We start from the raw sequence: 20,882 nt of genomic DNA, 5'->3' as shown, positions 1-20,882 counted from the left end.
TAAGAAATAAAATGTCTCTAAATCACGTAGATCGCCAAATTTTGGCACTTTTGCAACAAGACGCAAGTCTATCAACTGCTGAAATAGCAGATAAAGTCGGCTTATCTCAATCACCTTGTTGGCGTCGAATTGCTAAACTAGAGCAAGACGGCTACATAAAAAGCAAAGTGGCATTGTTAGATGAGAAGAAACTTGGCTTTGATATGTTGGTGTACGCACATGTGCGTTTATCTAATCACGGTAAAAAAAATCTAGCTGAATTTGAAAAATTGATCATGAGTTACGATGAGGTCACTGAGTGTTATACAATGGCAGGCACAATGGATTTTATGTTGCGAATAATCTCACAAGGGATAGAAGGCTACGAACATTTTGTTCGAGATAATTTATTAAGTTTAGAGTACGTACAGGAAGTGCATTCAAACGTGACAATGACCTGTGTAAAACGCAGCACATCTCTACCTTTGTAAACAGATAACTTTTTAAAGCTATTTAGTTTAAAAACACAATGTAATTGTTAAATGAGCGCTAATTTGCTAAAATTTAGCGCTTTTTTTATACCCAAAATACACCTGAGGATCTCAATGTTTAACTTACTAAGCAGGGCGCCAAGCTCAGCTAAAAACGATATTCTATCTGGTTTAACTGTGGCGTTAGCCCTAGTGCCAGAAGCTGTTGCGTTTGCCTTTGTTGCAAATGTAGAACCTTTAGTTGGTCTATATGCCGCGTTTATCGTAGGTTTAATTACGGCTATATTCGGTGGCCGCCCAGGCATGATCTCAGGTGCAACCGGTGCTTTAGCGGTTGTAATGGTAAGTTTAGTGCTTGATCATGGTGTTGAGTATCTCTTTGCAACCGTGCTTCTGATGGGTATTTTGCAAATACTCGCGGGAATATTCAAGCTCGGTAAGTTTATACGTATGGTACCGCATCCTGTAATGCTGGGGTTTGTAAACGGCTTAGCTATTGTTATATTTTTAGCCCAGTTAGGTCAGTTTAAAGTACCTGATGATATGGGCGGTCAGCAATGGATGACAGGTGAACCATTGTTTATTATGTTAGGGCTTGTTGCGTTAACAATGGCTATTATTCATTTCCTTCCAAAGTTAACAACGGCTATTCCTTCATCTTTGGTTGCGATTGTAACGGTGACAGGCTTAGTTATTGGTTTAGACCTTGAAGCACATACCGTATTAGATTTTTTAAAAGGGATGACAGGTGATGAAGCAGCAACAATCGCAGGTGGGTTGCCAGAGTTTCATATTCCTATGGTGCCATTTAATTTAGAAACACTGCAAATTATCTTCCCTTACGCGCTTATACTTGCTGCAATCGGCCTGATAGAGTCATTATTAACGCTTAGCTTAATTGATGAAATTACTGAAACGCGTGGTCACAGTAACAAAGAGTGTATTGGCCAAGGCGCTGCAAATATAACGTGTGGTTTTTTTGGAGCAATGGGCGGTTGTGCAATGATTGGCCAATCAATGATTAATATTAATTCGGGCGGCCGCTCTCGTTTATCGGGAATAAGTGCAGCCTTAATGCTGCTTGCGTTTATCATTTTTGCATCAAGCTTAATTGAAATGATCCCACTCGCTGCACTTGTGGGGGTTATGTTTATGGTTGTGCTTGGTACATTTGAATGGGCAAGCTTTAAAATGATGAAGCGCGTACCATTATCTGATGCCTTTGTAATCGTGTTAGTTTCGGGTGTAACCGTGATTACCGATTTAGCGATTGCAGTGTGTGTAGGTGTGATTGTGTCTGCACTTGTTTTTGCATGGCAACATGCTAAACATATCTACACAACAAACTACATTGATGAAGAAGGCTCAAAAGTATATGAGTTACATGGGCCATTATTTTTTGGTTCAGTTAAAAACTTTTCTGAATTATTTGATGTTAAAAATGACCCAGAGAACGTTATTGTAGAGTTTAAACATAGCCGTGTATCAGATCACAGTGCAATAGAGGCTATTGACGCATTAGCTGATAAATATACTAAAGCGGGTAAGCAGCTTCATTTGCGTCATTTAAGTAAAGACTGTACTCAGTTATTGCACAAAGCGCGTGATTTAGTTGAAGTCAATGTAATAGAAGATCCTACTTATAAAGTTGCGTCAGATAAACTAGCTTAAACACTAACTATCAACGTATTTATGAAAGCGAAAGAGTAACACCTTTCGCTTTTTTATTGCGTGTGAGTATAGTTTGCGTTGATTGTATTAAAAACTAAGATAGGCGGTAGTGCTAAATATCCTCGTAAATCTATATAATAGATGATGATATTATTCAGTTTATTTATAAAACTAGTTGGTTATGTATAAATACACACTAAAGAATAGATTTTTAAAGTAGTTACTATTTTGGAGACGATGTAAATTTTGAATTGGCAATCTTTAATTGATAACCGTCAGCGCTTTTTTTGGCTTTTGCAGATTGCGGGCTGGATAGGGTATGCGCTTGTCAATTACATTGGTTCTAAAGTATTTGAAATGCGTGATATTTACGTATTCGTTATATTATTAAATGCTTATGCTGGCTGTTTGATGACAGTACCACTTCGCTATATTTACCGTACAGTTTGGAATGCTTCACCTATAGTGCTTATGTTAGTGGTGTTTGGTGCATCTTATATTACGGGCACCTTATGGGCTGTTGTACAGAAATTTAATCTATGGGAGATATATCGCCATGGTTACAGACCTGAAGAGTGGTTTTATTATCTTCAACAAGGTTTAGATTCGGTCTACATTATTTTATGTTGGAGCGGCTTATACTTTGGTGTTAAATATTATCAGCTATTACAAAGTGAACGTCAAAAAGCATTAAAAGCAACTACAATGGCGCACGAAGCCCAATTAAAAATGCTTAGATACCAGCTTAACCCGCATTTTTTATTCAATACGTTAAATGCTATTTCAACATTAGTTTTGGTAAAAGAAAATAAAGATGCTAACTTAATGGTGTCTAAATTAAGTGACTTTTTAAGGTATACCCTAAATACAGATCCCATAAAAAAGGTACCACTTGAGCAAGAGTTGCATGCGTTAAAATTATATTTAGATATTGAACGAGTTCGTTTTGATGAACGATTAAAAGTAAACATAGATGTAAGCGAACAAGCTAAGCAAGCATTAGTTCCTAGCCTTATACTGCAACCTATTATTGAAAACGCAATTAAATATGCGATTGCCCACTTATCTGAAGGTGGGGTAATAGATATTAAAGCCCAAGTGTTTGCTAACGAATTACTCCTTGAAGTGGGAGATAATGGGCCTGGCACCGAATTAGAAAATGGCAAGCTTGTTAACGCACAAGGTGTTGGTATTGCAAATACCAAAGATAGATTGAAAACGCTCTACGAAAATAATTATTCGTTTGTATTATCACATAATACGCCAAGTGGATTAAAAGTTAATCTGCGAGTGCCGTTTGAGAAGGCTGTGAAGAAATGATGAAAATCAGAACGCTTATTGTTGATGATGAACCATTAGCGCGCAAAGGCTTGGATGTAAGACTTTCAGAATTTGATGACATTGAAGTTATTAAATTATGTAGTTCAGGTGCAGATGCAATAGAAACGTGTAAAAACGAAAAAATAGATTTAGTATTTTTAGATATTCAAATGCCAGGCATGAATGGCTTTGAAGTTGCTCGCGCGTTAAGTGAAAGCACTAAAATACTTCCGGCAATCGTGTTTGTTACCGCATTCGATCAATTTGCGGTGAAAGCATTTGAAATTCATGCATTGGATTACATTTTAAAACCCGTTGATGATAACAGACTAAAACAGGCGGTAGAAAAAGTGCATACCTATTTAAAAACGCAACAAGACAACGCCCATAAGAAAAAACTCGCGAGTTTTGTAGCTGGCATTACCGGAAATAATTGTGAAGAAATTCTCAAAAAACTGGCAACCGGTGATACTTTAGCTGATAAACGTTACCCAGAATCCTTAGCCGTAAAAGAGCAGGGCGAAATTATCCGTGTTCCAGCAGCAACTATTCAATGGGTTGACGCAGCCGGGGATTATATGTGCTTACATTGCCAAGATGGGCAAACACATATACTACGAAAAACAATGAAAGAACTTGAGCAAGAGCTAGACCCTCATTTATTTGTAAGGGTTCATCGCAGCGCAATTGTTAATACGAAACAAATCAGTAAATTAGTTACACAGGTCAGTGGTGAATATTTACTTGTTTTAGAGAATGGTCAAGAGCTAAAAGTTAGCCGTAGTTACCGTGATAAAGTAAAAGCAGCGTTGGCTAGTTAATATAAGTTTAAGAATATAAAATGCGAGCTAAGCTCGCATTTTTTTTAGAAAACTTTAATTACTCAACAGTAACAATTTTCATTGTATTTGTTGCGCCCACAGTTTCCATTGAATCACCATGCGTTAAAATCACAGTATCACCTGAAGCCAATGAACCTTGAGCAACAAGTGTATCTAATGCTGCTTTAACCATTGCATTTTTTTCTGTTTGTGTTGAATCAAAAAACACCGGATAAACACCACGATAAAGTGCAGTCTGACCAAGGGTACTGGCATGACGTGACAACGAATAAATTGGTAAGCCAGAACTTATGCGTGACATGAGTTTTGCAGTGCTACCAGATTCAGTAAGCGTTACAATAGCCTTAACAGAATCTAAATGGTTTGCTGCATACATAGCCGATAGAGCAATTGATTCAGCATTACTAGAGAAGCGGCTATCTAAACGGTGCTTAGATACATGCGTTTCTTTTTGTGACTCAGCACCTAAACAAACGCGTGCCATAGTTGCTACCGTTTCTTCAGGGTAATCTCCAGCAGCTGTTTCTGCAGAAAGCATTACAGCGTCAGTCCCATCAAGCACTGCGTTTGCAACATCCATTACTTCAGCACGTGTTGGCATTGGGTTATCGATCATCGATTCCATCATTTGCGTGGCTGTAACAACAGTACGGTTCAACGAACGTGCACGACGAATAATAAGCTTTTGCTTGCCCATTAGCGCAGCATCGCCAATTTCAACACCTAAGTCACCACGAGCAACCATTACAGCATCCGAAGCAAGCACAATATCATCGATGGCTTCTTGTGTTTCTACAGCTTCAGCGCGTTCAATTTTTGCTAGAAGTTGAGCTTTAGAGCCAGCAGCTTCTGCTAATGAACGAACGTAACGCATGTCATCGCCACTTCGTGGGAAAGAAACCGCAATATAATCTACATCTATTTCTGCTGCTGTGATTAAGTCTTCTTTGTCTTTCTCGGTAAACGCTGGAGCTGTTAATCCCCCCCCCAAACGATTAATCCCTTTGTTGTTTGATAAAACGCCTCCCACTGTAACAGTACAGTGAACGAGGTGATCAACTACTTTATCAACCGTAAGTTGTATTAAACCATCATTTAAAAGAAGTAAATCGTTAGGAGATACGTCTTGTGGAAGTTCTTTGTAATCGATACCTACAGCGTTTACATCGCCTTGGCCTTTTTCCATTTTAGCATCAAGAATAAACTTAGCACCCACTGCTAGGGTTACTTTTCCTTCTTTAAATGTTGAAACTCGGATTTTAGGACCTTGAAGATCGGCAAGTATAGCAATGTGTTTGTTTAATCGTTTTGCAATATCACGAACTGCTTGTGCACGGTCTTTATGATCTTGAGCCACACCGTGTGAGAAGTTTAAACGTACTACGTTTGCGCCTGCGCGAATGATTTTTTCTAGGTTGTTATCTCTATCGGTAGCAGGCCCAAGGGTAGCGACTATTTTTGTGCGTCTTAGCATCAATTTCTCCTGTGTGCTTGGTGAAAGCAGGTTGACGGTTATTTTGTTTACGAAGAATACAGCTTAAAAAAGCAATATCTTAAGTTGTAGGCAAAGCTGAACGAATTGCCACTATTTTATACAAAACTATTGTGTCATCATTATGACACCGGTGTCAAAATGCGTCAATGATCTTAATTTCAAATAGCTGTGCTTTAAGTCACCCCTAGAGCATTGATGTTTGATATAATTACATAGCTTATTTATCTTTAATAAAAAAGCATGTTGTATTGGCTCATGGTTAGCATTTTATGACTGCATGAGTATAATGCACGCGGTATTATTTAATGAATACACTGAATTTTCTAACCAAATAGTTGTTACCGAGGAGGACACTAAATGCAAGTTGCATTAGTCGGGTTAGGCGTTATGGGGAAAAATCTTGCCCTAAACTTAATAGATAAAGGGATAACGCTTGTTGCTTATGACAAAAACCCACATGCGGGTGAAGAGTTAATAAGCTGTGCTAAATCTCAAGGCATGGCTGATAGACTTCACATTGTCTCTGATTTAGGAGACATGGTAAGGCGTTTAGAAGCACCTCGCTCTATTTTATTGCTTGTTCCTGCAGGTGAGTTAGTCGATACCGTTTGTAACGAACTGGTAGACGCAGGCGTAGAGTGTGATGATATTATAGTCGACTGTGGTAACAGTAATTATAAAGATGGTATTACTCGCAAGCTAAAGTTTCAAAACAAATTTGAGTTTGCCACTATGGGTATTTCAGGCGGAGCAGAAGGCGCTCGCCATGGTCCGGCAATGATGGCCAGTGGATCAGAAGGTGGCTGGGAACGCATTGAGCCATGGTTTGAAAAAGTAGCTGCAAGCTATAACGGTAGCTCTTGTTTTGCGCGTGTTGGCCAGTCAGCCAGTGGACACTTTGTGAAAATGGTTCATAACGGTATTGAATATGCGCTTATGCAACTAATTGCAGAGATGTATCAATTACTCCGCTTAGGTACTAACCGTTCTCCAAAAGAAGTCGCGGCAATATTTGACGAATGGTCAGAAGGGCAGTTGAATAGTTACTTACTCGCTATTTCTAGTCATATATTAACCCTTGAAAATGATAAAAATGTGCCTCTAGTAGACCTGATTGATAATAAAGTTGGCGCTAAAGGTACTGGTTTGTGGACGGCACAAAATGCACTTGAGTTAGGAATTGCAGTACCCTCACTGGTTGCTGCTGTTCAAGCTCGACATCTAACCAATGCATGCGATACAACTGCGGCACAAGAAATGACCTATGCTTCAAAATCAACTAATACCGTTGATATTGACCTTGAAGAGCTTAAAGATGCGTTTACGTTAGCGAGTCTTTTAGCTTATCGCCAAGGCCTTGCGTTAATTAAGGGAGCCTCTCGGACACATCAATGGAAGGTAGATCTTTCGAAAACATTACAAACTTGGCGTGCAGGTTGTATCATTCGAGCTGATTACCTTGACAGCGTAGCGCAAGGTGTCGAATTTATAGACTCGCTTGATAAAGAAGCCAATGCATTGCGTAAGGTAACAGGGCAAGCTGTTATGTCTGGCCTGGCGTTTCCAGTATTAAGCTCAACACAAACTTACTTAGCAACGCTAACAACACCAAGTAATGGGCACTTAGTTCAAGCCCAGCGTGATTACTTTGGTGAGCACGGCATTAAAACCCACAGCGGCGAGACATGTCACTTAACTGATTTAGTAGAGATTGACGCTAAGGTGCGCTAATTCATTATTAAACAAAAAAAGGCACGCTATACGCGTGCCTTTTTGATTTACAGATGCCTGTAATTGCTTATCGAGTTAATTCGCCGCGCATATTATCTTGCATTAAATGACGAATAGTTTCGATTTCTAGATTTTGGCTGAATAGGTAATGCAGCTTTGTTAAGCAGGCTTCTAATGTCATATCATAACCACTAATAACGCCAATATTTAACAATGCGTTGCCAGTTGCGTAACCGCCCATATTGACCTGACCTTTCAGGCATTGTGTTAGATTAACAATGATCATCCCTTTTTTACTTGCGTCACTTAGCACAGAAAGAAACTTATCGTCCTGAGGTGCATTGCCCACGCCAAAACTTAATAACACTAAGGCTTTAATGTTATCGTTTACAAGGCTTCTGACCACCTCGGTGCTTATTCCAGGGTATAAATAAAGCACGCCAATTGGTTGTGGCGTTATAGTGGTAACTTGAAGTTCATTTTCAACATAAGGGCTCAGTTGGCCTTTGATAAGTTGAATATTAATACCTGATAATGCAAGAGGCTCTAAATTTGGTGAAGCAAAAGCATCAAAACCATCTGCATGCGCTTTAGTGGCTCTATTACCTCTAAATAACTGGTTGTTAAAAAACAAGCTTACTTCTGCAATTGGGTAGTTTGCAGCAAGATACATAGCATTTAATAAATTAACCTGTCCATCAGAACGAAGTTGAGAAAGCGGGATCTGTGAGCCGGTAACAATAACGGGCTTAGTTAAATTATCAAACATGAAGGAAAGTGCCGAGGCTGTATAGGCCATGGTATCGGTACCATGTAATACGACAAATCCATCGTATTGCTGATATTTACTTTTTATATCATCGGCAATGAGCTGCCAATGTGCAGGAGACATGTCAGAAGAATCGATAAGAGGGCAGTATTCGTGAATATCAAACAAGGGCATTTCATCACGATTAAATTCAGCATTATTCATAACCGTTTCTGTTAAAAAACCTTCAGCGGGAATATAGCCGCGACTTGATTTTTTCATCCCTATGGTACCGCCTGTGTAAGCGATATATATGCGTTTACGTTTCATAAAAAAAGCCCAGTAAAAAAACTGGGCTTAGTATAACCTGTCGCTAAAGTAAATAAAGCAACGAGTGGTGCTTATGCACTTTTATTGTGCAACATTACATTCTAAACAGCGTGCGTATACACCTTGTGGATCGTTATAATCTTTAAGGTTTTCTAGTTCAGAACTTAACTGCTTCACTACGCTTTGTAAATTAGCTTGTGTTGCTAAAACCGATGGGGTAGTTGATTGTGCTCCTAGTATAGACTGAACCGATGCGCTGCCAAAGATATCTTGCAGCATTTTTTCTTGCGGGCTTAAATCTTGAGTGATTGTTTTCACATCGTAGTTAGTTAATTTAGCAAGCGCGGCTGCAGCATCAATTGCATCTTGTTTGTCACCAAGCTTATCAATTAATCCCAGTTCAAGAGCTTGAGATGCGATCCAAACTCGACCTTGTGCAATTGCATCAACCTGCTCTGGTGTCATGCCTCGCGCTTGTGCAACAACATCTAAAAAGCGGCCATAAGCTTCTTCAACACTCATTTGAATGACTTGAGCCATTTTTTCGTTAAGCGGGCGAGTAACTGAAAAGCCAGCCATTTCGGTAGTAGCAACACCGTCAGAATACACACCAATTTTTGATAATGTATTTTCAAATGTCATAAACGTACCAAACACGCCAATAGAGCCAGTAATCGTGCTTGGTGCAGCCCAAATCTCATTAGCTGCAGATGCAATCCAATAACCACCAGAGGCGGCAACAGAGCTCATTGATGCAATTACAGGTTTACCAGCTGCTTTGAGCGCTAATACTTCAGCACGAATAACTTCTGAGGCAAACATACTACCGCCACCTGAATCAATACGTAGTACTACCGCTTTCACTTTATCGTCTAGTCGTGCTTTACGAAGTAGGGCTGCAGTAGAGTCGCCACCAATTTCGCCTGCTCTTCGCTCACCATCAACAATGGTGCCTCTCGCTACCACAACCGCTACTTTTTCAGTAATAGGGTTGTCAAATACAACAGGCGGTTTAACTAAACTTAGGTACTCACGAAATGACACTTGCTTAAATGTTTTACCATCTTCTTGCGCACCGACTAAGTCTATGAGTTGTTGGCGCACCTGTTGAGTCGTTTTAAGTGAATCAACCCATTGATTATCTAATGCGTATTTACCCGCATCACCGTTAGCTGCTTGCATTTTTTCTAGGTAAGCATCCATAGTTTCATCAAAGTTTGACTCATCGAATGGGCGAACTGACGATACATCTTGCTTATATTCACTCCAAAGCGCACCCAACCATACTCGGTTTGCTTCTTTAGCTGCATCAGACATATCGTTACGGATAAAGGGTTCAACAGCTGATTTAAATGTACCAACACGGAAAATATGCTGCGTTACTTCTAGTTTTTCTAGTGCGTCTTTAAAATAAAGCGGATACATTCCGTAGCCTTCAATAGCGACACTACCGTAAGGGTGCATTGCTATTTCGTCAGCATGTGCAGCAATATAATACTGAGCTTGTGTGTAGTAGTAACCCGTAGCAATTACTTTTTTACCAGCCTGTTTGAAGCCTTCAATCGCGCTGGTAATTTGCTTAAGCTTGTTTAAATGCGCTTTAGGCATTTCTTGCAGGTCAAGAAGAAGTACACTAATTCGGCTATCTTTTGTTGCTTCATTTATAACTTCAATAACATCGTCAAGTAAAATTTCGCTTGGCTCGTCGTTACCTGAGGTTGCATCATTTAAAGCGGCTTCAATAGGATCTATATATAATTTTTCTTCAACCAATGGACCATTTAGGTTTAATCGAAGAACAGAGCCTTCATCAACGATTATTTTGTCTTCGTCGCTTGAAATACCTGCAATAAATACAATAACAAGTAGCACAAACAAAAAGTTAATAATTAATCGACGAGAAAAGTTTATTCCAGCCCAAATACCTTTAAAAATTTTTGCTATCAAAATAGCTCCTTAATTTGGTACAGCTAATACATTTGTTTCATCTTATCCTAGAATAAATATAAATTTAACTGCTAAATCGTAACGAAGTGTTTATAAATACGTTTAAGATACCGAAAACAATGGGTTTATTATGCTATACATGCACGCATTAAATAGTAATTTTGATATAAGTACGTATTTTAAGCGTGGCTAAAGTATCAATTAAATACATGCAAATATTGCTTATTCGTTGTCGTTGAAGCAGAATTAGTGAATCTACACAGGTTAGACCAGTTAATGGGGCATAAGATGTTAGAACAACAACTACAATTAAAACACACACAATTACGAAACAGATTAGTTATGGGCTCAATGCATACGGGCCTTGAAGAGGGATGGCATAACAGAAAACGTTTACGTGCATTTTATGAGGCCCGCGCGAAGGGTGGTACTGCCATGCTCATAACAGGTGGCTATAGCCCGAACCTACGAGGTAAGTTAACGCCAATATCTTCTTCTTTTCACAGTTATTATGATGTTTTTAAGCACCGCGCATACACAGATGCTGTTCATAAGCATGGTGGGAAAATTTGTTTACAGTTACTGCATGCTGGTCGCTACGCTTATCATCCTTTCAATCAGGCACCTAGTGCTATTCAGGCTCCAATTAATCCTTACAAGCCTAAAGAAATGTCACTGAGCTCAATTAAAAAAACGATTAAAGACTTTGCACATTCTGCTTATATGGCAGAAAAAGCAGGTTACGACGGTGTTGAGGTAATGGGCTCTGAAGGGTACTTAATTAACGAGTTTATGGCGCCGCATACAAACAAACGTACTGATGAATTTGGTGGTAGCCTAGAAAACCGCATGCGTTTAGCACTGGAAATAGTAAAAGCGGTTAGGGCAAAAGTTTCAGATAAATTTTTAATCATATTTAGATTATCTGTAATGGATTTAATCCCTAATGGTTCAACGCCAGATGAAGTTGTTATTCAAGCCACTGAGCTTGAAAAAGCCGGGGTTGATATTTTTAACACAGGTATTGGCTGGCATGAAGCACGCGTTCCTACAATTGCTAGCATGGTTCCACCAGGGGCTTTTAAAGAAGCGTCTAAGCGCTTAAAAAGTGTTGTTAGCGTTCCAGTCATTGCGGTTAACCGCATTAACACACCTGACATTGCAAATGATATATTAAATGCTGGTGAAGCCGACCTTATATCAATGGCTAGACCTTTATTAGCTGATCCTGAGTTTTTTAATAAATACCAAAACGATCAAACCAAACAAATTAATATTTGTATTGGCTGTAACCAGGGTTGTTTAGATCATGTATTTAAAAATAAACGTGCAACCTGTTTAGTTAACCCGCAAGCTGCCTTTGAACTTGACTACCCGCTCGATAAAGCCACAATCTCAAAAAATGTACTTGTTGTGGGGGCTGGCCCGGCTGGCTTATCTGCAAGTTGTTATTTAGCTCAGAAAGGTCATAAGGTCACTTTGATTGACCAAAAATCGCAAATGGGTGGCCAATTTAATCTAGCCATGCAAATACCTGGTAAAGAAGACTTTAATCATACACTGGCATACTTTATTAATGAGCTAGAACGTTTAGATGTATCGGTTCAACTTGAAACGTCTTACAACGAGTCAATGCTGACACAGTTTGATGACATTGTTTTTGCAACGGGTGTTCGCCCCCGTGAGGCGTCAATTAAATGTAGCGATGACAAACGCGTATTTGCATACGATGAAGTAATTCGTGGCGAAGTCGAGTTAGGTAATTCTATTGCTATATTAGGTGCTGGCGGTATTGGTTTTGATATGGTGGCATTTTTAAGTGAGCATAAATCGCAAACCATTGATGAATTTAAAACACAATGGGGAATTGAATGTGAACCGCAACCACACAAAGACGATCGCCAGTTGTACATGTTAAAAAGAAGTTCAGGCCGATTTGGTAGTGAACTTGGTAAAACAACAGGTTGGATCCATCGTCAAGTCGCTAAGCAACATGGTGTAAAACAAATTGCAGATTGTCAGTATCAGAGCTTTGACAGCAATGGTTTAACTATTACAGTTGGTGGTGAAACTCAGGTGTTACCTGTCGACACTGTTATTGCGTGTATTGGTCAAGTTTCAAATGATGAAGTTGTAAAGCCCCATGCTGAAAACGCAAAAGTACACGTGATTGGCGGTGCAAAACTCGCAGCTGCAATTGATGCTAAGCGTGCTATTTTTGAAGCGCTTCAAATAGCGAGATCTATTTAAGCCTTAGATAGATTGAAAGAGTTTACCTGTTCATGCGGTCTTGGTTGTTTATAGTCTATAACTAAATAAACACAGCACTCAGGAAACGCATGAACACACTAACCCACCTATACGAATCAGCAATAGGTAAACTATTTTTTTTAGATGGTTTACCTTCTTTACTTTTCAGACTAATTTTAGCGCCAGTGATGATTATTGCCGGATACAATAAGCTTGCTATAAGTGATGAAGCTGACGGTTTTTTAAACAGCTTATTAGCGTCACCTGATATTGTGCAATGGTTTGGGAATAGTGAATGGGGCTTAGGCTTACCATTTCCTGATTTACTCGCATTTTTAGCTGGTTGGAGCGAATTTTTGGGAGGCTGGTTTTTATTATTTGGCCTTTTTACTCGCCTAGTTAGTATCCCGCTTATGTTTACTATGGTTGTTGCTGCAACATCAGTGCATTGGCACAATGGCTGGTTTGCAATAGCACCTACTAATCCTGACACGAGTGCAGCTCAGGTACTCGATTGGTTATCAATCCCTGGTGCAAAAGAAAGTCTCGAAAACTCACTCGAAGTACAAGAGCGAATTGGCAAAATTCGCGCAATACTGGAAGAACACGGTTTTCCTGAGTATTTGTACGATAAAGGCAAACCTTCAATTCTAAACAATGGGATTGAATTTGCTGCCATTTACTTTGCAATGCTGCTTAGTTTATTTTTCACTGGAGGTGGGCGCTTTGTAAGCGTTGATTATTGGATAAAGCGAACAATCAGCAAAGAATAGGGTGTTTTAACATACTTGAACGGCCATATAAATATTTTAAACGGCCGTTTTTTGTATATGCTATATAACCTCATTGGGTATTGATAGCTTATGCATATCTTTTCACAATTTTACAAATCGAATCCACCTCAGCAAAAATAGTTTTTTATGAAAAGGCTTAATTAATTATAACGAGCGATATAACCAAATTGGTAATATTAAGGTTTTAAATGCTATTCTAGCGTTTTGAATTTTGAGTTATTTTTATGGATGCTATTGAGCTTTTACTTACTCGCCAATCTGATTCTAAACTTACAGGACCTGGTCCATCACCTGAACAGCTTGATATAATAAAACAGGCAGCACTGCGTGTTCCCGATCATGGTTGTATTGCACCGTGGCAGTTTATTATGGTTCAAGGGGATGCACGCATAAAGCTAGGTGAAATATATTATCAATGCGCTTTAGCAGAGCAACAACCAGAAAAAGTGGTTAATCGTGCTAAAGATCTTCCTCTTCGAGCACCTGTAATTGTAATTGCTATTGCTAAATATGAAGAACATCCAAAAGTACCACGCATAGAACAAATACAAAGTGCAGGGTGTAGTGTGCTTGCAATGCAACAAGCTGCATTTGCACAGGGGCTAGGTGGTGTGTGGCGCACGGGTTATTTTGCGCAAAGTAATGCGGTTAAGCAAGCACTCAATTTAAACGAATTAGATGAAATTGTGGGATATTTATACATAGGTACTCCAGCTGTCGATTGTAAAAAGTCGCCACGGCATAAGCCTGAAAGTTATTTTACTAATTTATAAACAAGGGTGAACTTTTAGATAATGTGATGGTCACTTATAAATGAGTATAAAATTTAGTCACTACTATTTTGCAGTGACATGCTGTTAGAAGTGCACGGAAGCTAAATAAGCTAATAATTCTTCTGCAGATTGTTTTTTAATCGGTTGTTTTTTGATAATGTATGGAGAGTCTCAAAATAACAATGATAAAGAAGACTTAATTTATGGGAAATTTATTTTTACGTGAAAAAGAAAATTGGCTTGCTTGGTCTATATGGGGTCTTTTGGGGGCGTTTGTTACGTTATATGTAGCAATGAGTACAAATGCAACTCCATTTATTGCAGGTTCGGCCGTAAGTGTATTAGTTCTACTTACTTGGTGGATGCAGCAATCAAAGCGATTCGATTTTGGGCGCGCCTTCAAAGTGTGCTGTTACGTGCTTATGTTAAGTATTTTACCTGCTTTTATGTTTGTAATTGTACCAAGCGACGAATTAAACCGTTTTGATCTAATTTTTCAAGGGGTCACTTTTTTCTCATTGAGTTTACTGGTATGCCTACTATGCTCATGGATTGCTCGTAGACCTAAGCAATATTATTAATCTCATTAACAGCACGATGTTGCTGCCATTGGTATGTAGTTTTTTAAGTCATTAAACAAAATTTTATATTTTTTACATTTAATGCTTTACAAATAATGAGATAAACCCTATTATTCGCGCCGTACGGAGAGATGGCAGAGTGGTCGAATGCACCGGTCTTGAAAACCGGCATAGGTTTGTAGCCTATCTAGGGTTCAAATCCCTATCTCTCCACCATTATTTAAAAAACCGCCTTATTGGCGGTTTTTTGCTATCTGGGGTTTAGTAATGACAAACAAAGCAAATTTACCTTTAAGTGCACAGCTGTTAAAACATATTTTATTGTGGACTGTATTCGGTTATTGCTATCAAAGCGGTTTGAGTGTGCTAATAAAAATGGCAGCCGATGCGCAGCCCGATCACCCACTAATCACAGCGTTCGTATATGGTGTTGGATTTAATATTATAGTTGCTCATTTAATTACTAAATACGATACAAAATGGCCTGTTATCGCATCAATTTTTATTGGTGTAGTAGGGCTTATTGCGGTGCCAATTATCCTTGGGGGCACCTCTAGTTTATTAACTTCTCCATTGCTTGTAGGATTTTTATGCAGTTTGGTCCTTAGTTGCTTTATTGTTGGCCTATTAAAGGTAAAACTCGATAAAAACTAGCACCAAACAGGCTTGATTTTGTGATAGCATATCTATGTCTTTTAACTAACAAAACGTGAAAAACACATTATGTCAGATAATTTTACTACAGATGCTGAAAAAGCAAGTTATGGTATTGGCTTACAAATGGGTGAGCAACTTAAGTCTAATCCTTTTGAAGGCTTAAACCTAAATTCAGTGTTTGAAGGCATGAAAGATGCGTACGCTGGTGGCGCTTTTCAAGTTGAGATCCCTGAGATCCAAGCAGCATTTGAAAAAATTAACGAAGAGATTCAAGCTCGTCGTGAAGAAGAATCAAAAGTACTTTCTGCTGAAGGCATTGCTTTCTTAGAAGAAAATGCTAAACGTCCAGAAATCACTGTTACTGAGTCTGGCCTTCAATATGAAGTACTAGCAACGGGTGAAGGCGAAAAGCCAACTGCAGAGTCTACAGTTCGTGTTGATTACCACGGTACTCTTATTAACGGTACTGTTTTTGACAGCTCTTACGAGCGAGGTCAACCAGCTGAGTTCCCAGTTGGTGGCGTGATCAAAGGTTGGACTGAGGCATTACAAATGATGCCAGTAGGTACTAAATGGCGTATATACGTTCCTCATGAGCTTGCTTATGGTGAGCGCGGCGCAGGTGCAGCAATCGCACCTTTCTCAACGCTTGTATTTGACGTTGAGCTACACGAAATAATTTCTTAATAGTATTCTATTAAGTTATTTAAAAACCGCGCTTATAAATAGCGCGGTTTTTTTGTATCTGTTTTAATTATGTTCAGGTAATGCGTAATGGTAATTTTTAAAACAATTAGCTTTTCACCTTAATTACAACGCGATTTATATAAAAAAAACCGCATTCACAAATGCGGTTTTAAAAGGGAGTTATTAATCAAACAGGCTGAACATAACGTTTAGTGATTAAAAGTAGCCACGAACACCCAAGCGAATATTTCTACCTGGAAGAGGGGCTTTATCTTTGATAAATGAGGTATGAACAAACCCTAGTTCATCAGTTAGGTTATCAACATTTATATAAAGTTGAGCATCAACAGGACCTAAACCTAATTGGTAGTTAGCTTGAGCATCAAATAAAGTATAACCATCTGTTTGGCTTTCAAACGCAGTGATGTCATTCTGGTCGAAGTAATGAGTGCCGGTTAGCGTTAGTTGTAAGTTACCTAAATCATACTGTAACTCAGAGCCTAATTTGTTTGCTGGTATACGCGGAAGGTTCCCTTCATCGTTTTTAAGTTTAGCGCGAGTAGAGTCACCAAATACTTTAACCATGGCGTTTGGTGTCATCTGGTAGTGAGCATCAAACTCTATACCGTAAAGCTCAGCGTCTTTACTTCTAAATTGATAAACGGCTACTGCATCGTCGTGTGCACCAACTGCTGATTCTAAACCGTCTTCTTCATCGAAGACTAAGCCTGTATTTTCTTGAAAATAGAAATTTTTAATATCGTTATAGAAAAAGTTCACGGTGTAACCAAAAGCACCGCTAAAACGCCTAAAGCTAATGTCTAAGTTTGTTGAGGTTTCTTGTTTAATGTTCTCAGGCTCGAAATGCGCTTCATTATCCTCAATATGGTAACCTAAGCCCAGTTCATAAGTACCCGTTGCAATGTGTAAGCCATTAGATAATAACTCTGCAGAAAGTGGGGCTCGCTCTGAGTGAGAAATACTTGTAGCAATACTATGTCCAGGTTTGTACTGCCAAATTGCACCAGCAGATAGACTTACATTGGTAAAGCTTTTGCTATAAGCAATAGATTCTTCATCGTGCTCTTCTTCTTCAACTTCCTCTTCACCATGGTCATGATGATGATCAGCTGCTGAAATATTACTGTCAATTTTGTAATCTTCAATGCGGGCACCCAGTTCTACTGTTACATCACCAAATACGCGTTCTTCTAATAAATAAAGGGCATGTGAAGTTGTTATACTTGCTGGTGTAAATGCTTCATCACCAATTGCGTCGTAGTCAGAGTCGCTGTAATGATAGCCCAGCATACCATGCCAATCAGCAAATTTATGTTCTACGTTTAAACGCGCTTCGGTAGTTTCGTTAGTGAACGTTGTGCCAATTTCACCATCTTCAATTTCACTGTGTGAGTAATCGGTATAACCAACACGCAGGTTTATTGTTTCTATCCAGTTGTTGTGAAGCGCATAGCTCACCAACCCTTGCCAGCGGTCTTGCTCTAGCTGTGCAAAAACAAGCTCTTCGCCTTCTTCTTCACCCTCATGTTCTGCATGTTCTTCTTCAGTTTCACCTTCGTGATCATGCTCATGGTGATGTTCATGTCCAGGTATTCCATAGTCGGTTTTTATACTACCGTAAGAAAATCCGACAGTAAGGTGCTCGCCAACGTAGCTTGTTCCAAAATTAAGTGTTTCACTGTCAATAAACGTGTTTTCTACTGAGTTTTCAGTTTCTACGTCGCCATCTTCGTCAGTTACTCTAAATGTAGGCGTTTCATAGTCATCGCCGCTGCGCTTAGTCCCATCAAAATGAAAGTTAAATCCGTCATTCCCTGTTTCTAGTTTTGCGGCCTCGGTATTTGAGTTAGAGACAGTGTCGTGGCTATATTCAGCTGCACCTGTAAAGTCATCAATGTTGTTTGTAGGAATACGATTATCAACCACATTTACAACTCCCCCAATAGCACCTGAGCCGTATAAAAGGGTACTTGGACCACGTAATACTTCAATTTGCTCAGCAGATAAGCTGTCGCTTGACATAGCGTGATCGGGCCCAATACGCGAAGCGTCACTGGCATCTAATCCATTTTGGGTGATTTTTACACGAGGGCCATCTAAACCCCGAATAATAGGGCTTGAAGATACAGGGCCAAAGTAACTGGCATTTACACCAGGTAAGCCTTTTAGTGTTTCTCCAAGTGTTGGTTTTGATTTATTTCTTAACTCATCACCAGAGAGAACACTTACTGGCGAAATCATTTCAAGGCTGCTTTTATGCAGGGCAGACGCATAAACCACAACGGTTTCTACAGATGTTGGTAAGAGTGAAACAGTGACATTGTTTGATGATTCAGTCACCGCTATTCTTGAATCTATGTAGTTGTCTTTACTAATATGAAGTTGGCTGTCAGCATCAATGTCTATTGAAAATTCACCAAGTTCATTGCTTTTAACAGTTTGATTTTTTCCATGAACATGAACGGAGGCATTTTTAATTGGGTTTTTTTTATCATCTAAGATTGTGCCAGTAACCGTAGCAGCTAACGCTGATTGCGTGCATAAAACAGAAAAAATTGCAGAAGAAATTAATGTTAACTTTGTCATGAGTAAATTATTTTGTGATTGCTTGTTGTGATATAATATAACAGTTCAAAATTAGCGGATCAACAATGTTATACTATAACTTATGATTTTGCGTTTAATTAACTAAAATTAGTGTTAAGTCACTGAGGTAAAATTGTGATTCATCTACTATCAATCATTAATACATTGAGTTTGTCTTGGGCACGTTTTTGATTTTTTAAATCGCTGGGCTCTATCATTTCACATTCATCGCGAATCATTTCGGCTATAAGGCTAGGGTATTGGCGACAATCTTCAGGTCGATCTAAGTAGATATTGCATATGAACTTATCTTTAGCGTTTTTGTCTTTTTTAGGCTCAATTGCTAAAAAAGGGCAGTCGCTTAGTTTATTACCTGTGTCGGGATCAAACCAAATTTGATTACCTTGTACATATTGATAAATTTCAGGATTAAATAGTGCCCACATTTCCACTTCTTCTGTTGAAACGTCGAGGTCACCACCACCATATTTGGTACAGCATTTGCCACATTGGTTACACGCTTTCATAGCCTATCTATCTTTATATTTTTTGATAGTTTTGAGTGTAACAGCCCATCTTCAAATTGTTTGAAATTATTATTTTTATTAATTTAAACATTTTATACTTATGGATGAGCAGTTGATAAATTTAATTCATGTGGTGTGCTTTAAAAATAAAAGTAATTAAGGTTATTTAAAAAGTGTGAATTTTTGTGACAGGGTAGAATTTTATAAACCACTTATACTTTAGTTATTATTTCGCATTTAAATTGTTTGCTGCACACTTTAATGTTGTATGATCGTCCTAAAGGCATATTTAATTAGCCATTTAAATCTATATTTTGCTATTTTAAGCATAAATACATTGAGGGTGATACGTAATGATGAATACAAAAGTATACAAAGCGGTACACGATTTGGCTGAAGAGTTAATGAATGCGGCAAATAAAAATGATCGTAAACGCTTTGAGTTACTTTTTTCTAAACTTAAAGCGATTTGTGAAGAAAACGAAAATACATCTAAAGATCACCCTGTTCAGTGGGAAACACTTGCTGATTTTACAGAAGAGTTAGAAGAAGCTATTACCACTTACGAAAAGGCGTTAGCAAAATCCATTGCTATTAATAATAAAGACCATATGTCGTCAGTTGCATTTTCTATGGCAACATTACAATTAGAACTTGGCCAAAAAGAAGAGGCTATAAAAAATCTTCAAAGTGCAAAAGTTAGTGCAAATAAAATTGAAGATAAAGAACTTAAAGCCGAAATACATGACCTGTTAGAATCACTGGTTGAAGAAGAAGGCTAATTGAAAGCGCAATTTAATTTTTGCATATAGAATTAATGGTCATGAAGGTAGCGTTTTAAAAGGAGAATTATGTTCAAACACGGTTTATATTTATTTACATTTTTACCCTTGCTAACTCTTTCAATCAGCAAATAACCGCAGCGCTGATTGAAAGGACCACACATAATATTACGTATGACGGCAGCTATCATTCAATAAAATACCCGGTGGTGATGTACCAAGTAATATTGGTGTTTGTACCGATGTTATTATTCGCGCTTACCGTCAGTAGGGTGTTGATTTACAACAAAGAGTACATGAAGATATGCGAGCAAATTTTGCTAGATATCCATCTCAGCGAATTTGGGGTCTAAAAAAGCCGGATAAAAATATTGACCACCGGCGTGTACCAAACCTTCAAGTATTTTTTAAGCACAATGGCACAGAATTGGCCATTTCTAGCAACTCACGTGATTATAAAGTTGGCGATATAGTTGTTTGGAAGCTGCCTGGTAACTTACCTCACATAGGTGAAGCTTCAAACAGCACCGAGAAACCTCAAATTGTACATAATATAGGGCGCGGGCCAGAACTAAGCGAAATGCTATTTGATTATAAAATTACTGGTCACTATCGTTTTACTAATAAACACTATAATGACCAGTAAGGAATGTTACTGCAATAAAGGTAT

Annotated in this window: 17 protein-coding genes, 1 tRNA gene and 1 pseudogene; 14 read left to right on the top strand and 5 right to left on the bottom strand. The window is 38.6% G+C overall.

Going from position 1 to position 20,882, the window contains the following annotated elements; genetic code table 11:
• Window positions 1–11: 11 nt before the first annotated feature.
• The 4 genes from CWB62_RS02620 (at window position 12) to CWB62_RS02605 (ending at window position 4,282) form a co-directional block, all read left to right on the top strand.
• Complete coding sequence (locus CWB62_RS02620) at window positions 12–470, top strand: Lrp/AsnC family transcriptional regulator (protein ID WP_002960703.1); 459 nt, start codon at window positions 12–14, stop codon at window positions 468–470.
• Between the two features lie 114 nt (window positions 471–584).
• Window positions 585–2,141: a SulP family inorganic anion transporter gene (locus CWB62_RS02615; protein WP_138530142.1), complete on the top strand. Its 1,557-nt coding sequence runs from the start codon at window positions 585–587 to the stop codon at window positions 2,139–2,141.
• Between the two features lie 246 nt (window positions 2,142–2,387).
• Window positions 2,388–3,461 carry a sensor histidine kinase gene (locus CWB62_RS02610; RefSeq protein ID WP_058403929.1) on the top strand — a complete coding sequence of 358 codons (1,074 nt, stop codon included), beginning with the start codon at window positions 2,388–2,390 and terminating at the stop codon, window positions 3,459–3,461.
• A complete protein-coding gene (locus CWB62_RS02605; RefSeq protein WP_058403930.1) occupies window positions 3,458–4,282 on the top strand; it encodes a LytR/AlgR family response regulator transcription factor in 825 nt (274 codons plus the stop codon). Before CWB62_RS02610 ends, CWB62_RS02605 begins: the two co-directional genes overlap by 4 nt.
• 58 nt (window positions 4,283–4,340) lie before the next feature.
• Here CWB62_RS02605 and pyk read toward each other — a convergent pair whose 3' ends face one another.
• Entirely contained in the window at window positions 4,341–5,777 is a 1,437-nt protein-coding gene (gene pyk / locus CWB62_RS02600; RefSeq protein WP_138530144.1) for a pyruvate kinase, read from the bottom strand.
• A 378-nt stretch (window positions 5,778–6,155) separates the two neighbouring features.
• On the opposite strand from pyk, the gene gnd reads away from it, so the two are divergent.
• The gene (gnd, locus tag CWB62_RS02595) at window positions 6,156–7,529 is read left to right on the top strand and encodes an NADP-dependent phosphogluconate dehydrogenase (RefSeq protein ID WP_058403932.1); all 1,374 of its coding nucleotides are present in this window, start codon (window positions 6,156–6,158) and stop codon (window positions 7,527–7,529) included.
• A 67-nt stretch (window positions 7,530–7,596) separates the two neighbouring features.
• Here gnd and ansA read toward each other — a convergent pair whose 3' ends face one another.
• Both ansA and sppA read right to left on the bottom strand, forming a co-directional pair.
• A complete protein-coding gene (gene ansA / locus CWB62_RS02590; protein ID WP_058403933.1) occupies window positions 7,597–8,607 on the bottom strand; it encodes an asparaginase in 1,011 nt (336 codons plus the stop codon).
• Window positions 8,608–8,688: 81 nt separating this feature from the next.
• Window positions 8,689–10,554, bottom strand: a complete 1,866-nt coding sequence (gene sppA, locus CWB62_RS02585; RefSeq protein WP_138530146.1) for a signal peptide peptidase SppA — start codon at window positions 10,552–10,554, stop codon at window positions 8,689–8,691.
• A 288-nt stretch (window positions 10,555–10,842) separates the two neighbouring features.
• Here sppA and CWB62_RS02580 point away from each other — a divergent pair, with 288 nt between their 5' ends.
• The 7 genes from CWB62_RS02580 to bamJ all read left to right on the top strand — a co-directional run bounded on the left by CWB62_RS02580 (window position 10,843) and on the right by bamJ (window position 16,296).
• Window positions 10,843–12,804, top strand: a complete 1,962-nt coding sequence (locus CWB62_RS02580; protein ID WP_138530148.1) for an oxidoreductase — start codon at window positions 10,843–10,845, stop codon at window positions 12,802–12,804.
• A gap of 89 nt (window positions 12,805–12,893) precedes the next feature.
• A complete protein-coding gene (locus CWB62_RS02575) occupies window positions 12,894–13,577 on the top strand; it encodes an HvfX family Cu-binding RiPP maturation protein (protein ID WP_138530150.1) in 684 nt (227 codons plus the stop codon).
• A gap of 245 nt (window positions 13,578–13,822) precedes the next feature.
• On the top strand, window positions 13,823–14,371 hold the full coding sequence (locus tag CWB62_RS02570; RefSeq protein ID WP_138530152.1) for an NAD(P)H nitroreductase: 549 nt from the start codon (window positions 13,823–13,825) through the stop codon (window positions 14,369–14,371).
• Between the two features lie 203 nt (window positions 14,372–14,574).
• Entirely contained in the window at window positions 14,575–14,952 is a 378-nt protein-coding gene (locus CWB62_RS02565; protein ID WP_058403938.1) for a hypothetical protein, read from the top strand.
• Between the two features lie 125 nt (window positions 14,953–15,077).
• A tRNA-Ser gene (locus CWB62_RS02560) sits at window positions 15,078–15,168 on the top strand.
• 51 nt (window positions 15,169–15,219) lie between these two features.
• A complete protein-coding gene (locus CWB62_RS02555) occupies window positions 15,220–15,606 on the top strand; it encodes a hypothetical protein (RefSeq protein ID WP_138530154.1) in 387 nt (128 codons plus the stop codon).
• 69 nt (window positions 15,607–15,675) lie between these two features.
• Entirely contained in the window at window positions 15,676–16,296 is a 621-nt protein-coding gene (gene bamJ, locus CWB62_RS02550; protein ID WP_058403940.1) for a BamJ family beta-barrel-assembly machinery protein, read from the top strand.
• Window positions 16,297–16,512: 216 nt separating this feature from the next.
• Here bamJ and CWB62_RS02545 read toward each other — a convergent pair whose 3' ends face one another.
• The gene (locus CWB62_RS02545; protein WP_138530156.1) at window positions 16,513–18,903 is read right to left on the bottom strand and encodes a TonB-dependent receptor; all 2,391 of its coding nucleotides are present in this window, start codon (window positions 18,901–18,903) and stop codon (window positions 16,513–16,515) included.
• A gap of 140 nt (window positions 18,904–19,043) precedes the next feature.
• A complete protein-coding gene (locus tag CWB62_RS02540; RefSeq protein WP_138530158.1) occupies window positions 19,044–19,430 on the bottom strand; it encodes a YkgJ family cysteine cluster protein in 387 nt (128 codons plus the stop codon).
• A 353-nt stretch (window positions 19,431–19,783) separates the two neighbouring features.
• On the opposite strand from CWB62_RS02540, the gene CWB62_RS02535 reads away from it, so the two are divergent.
• Both CWB62_RS02535 and CWB62_RS02530 read left to right on the top strand, forming a co-directional pair.
• Window positions 19,784–20,212, top strand: a complete 429-nt coding sequence (locus tag CWB62_RS02535; RefSeq protein WP_058551899.1) for a tetratricopeptide repeat protein — start codon at window positions 19,784–19,786, stop codon at window positions 20,210–20,212.
• 86 nt (window positions 20,213–20,298) lie between these two features.
• Window positions 20,299–20,858, top strand: a pseudogene (locus CWB62_RS02530) (DUF1287 domain-containing protein).
• Window positions 20,859–20,882: the final 24 nt, after the last annotated feature.

The sequence above is a fragment of the Pseudoalteromonas sp. S408 genome (assembly GCF_005886645.1).
In the GTDB taxonomy this organism is placed as follows: domain Bacteria; phylum Pseudomonadota; class Gammaproteobacteria; order Enterobacterales; family Alteromonadaceae; genus Pseudoalteromonas.
Note: the sequence above shows the minus strand (reverse complement) of the source record. Positions and strands in the feature narration are given on the sequence as shown.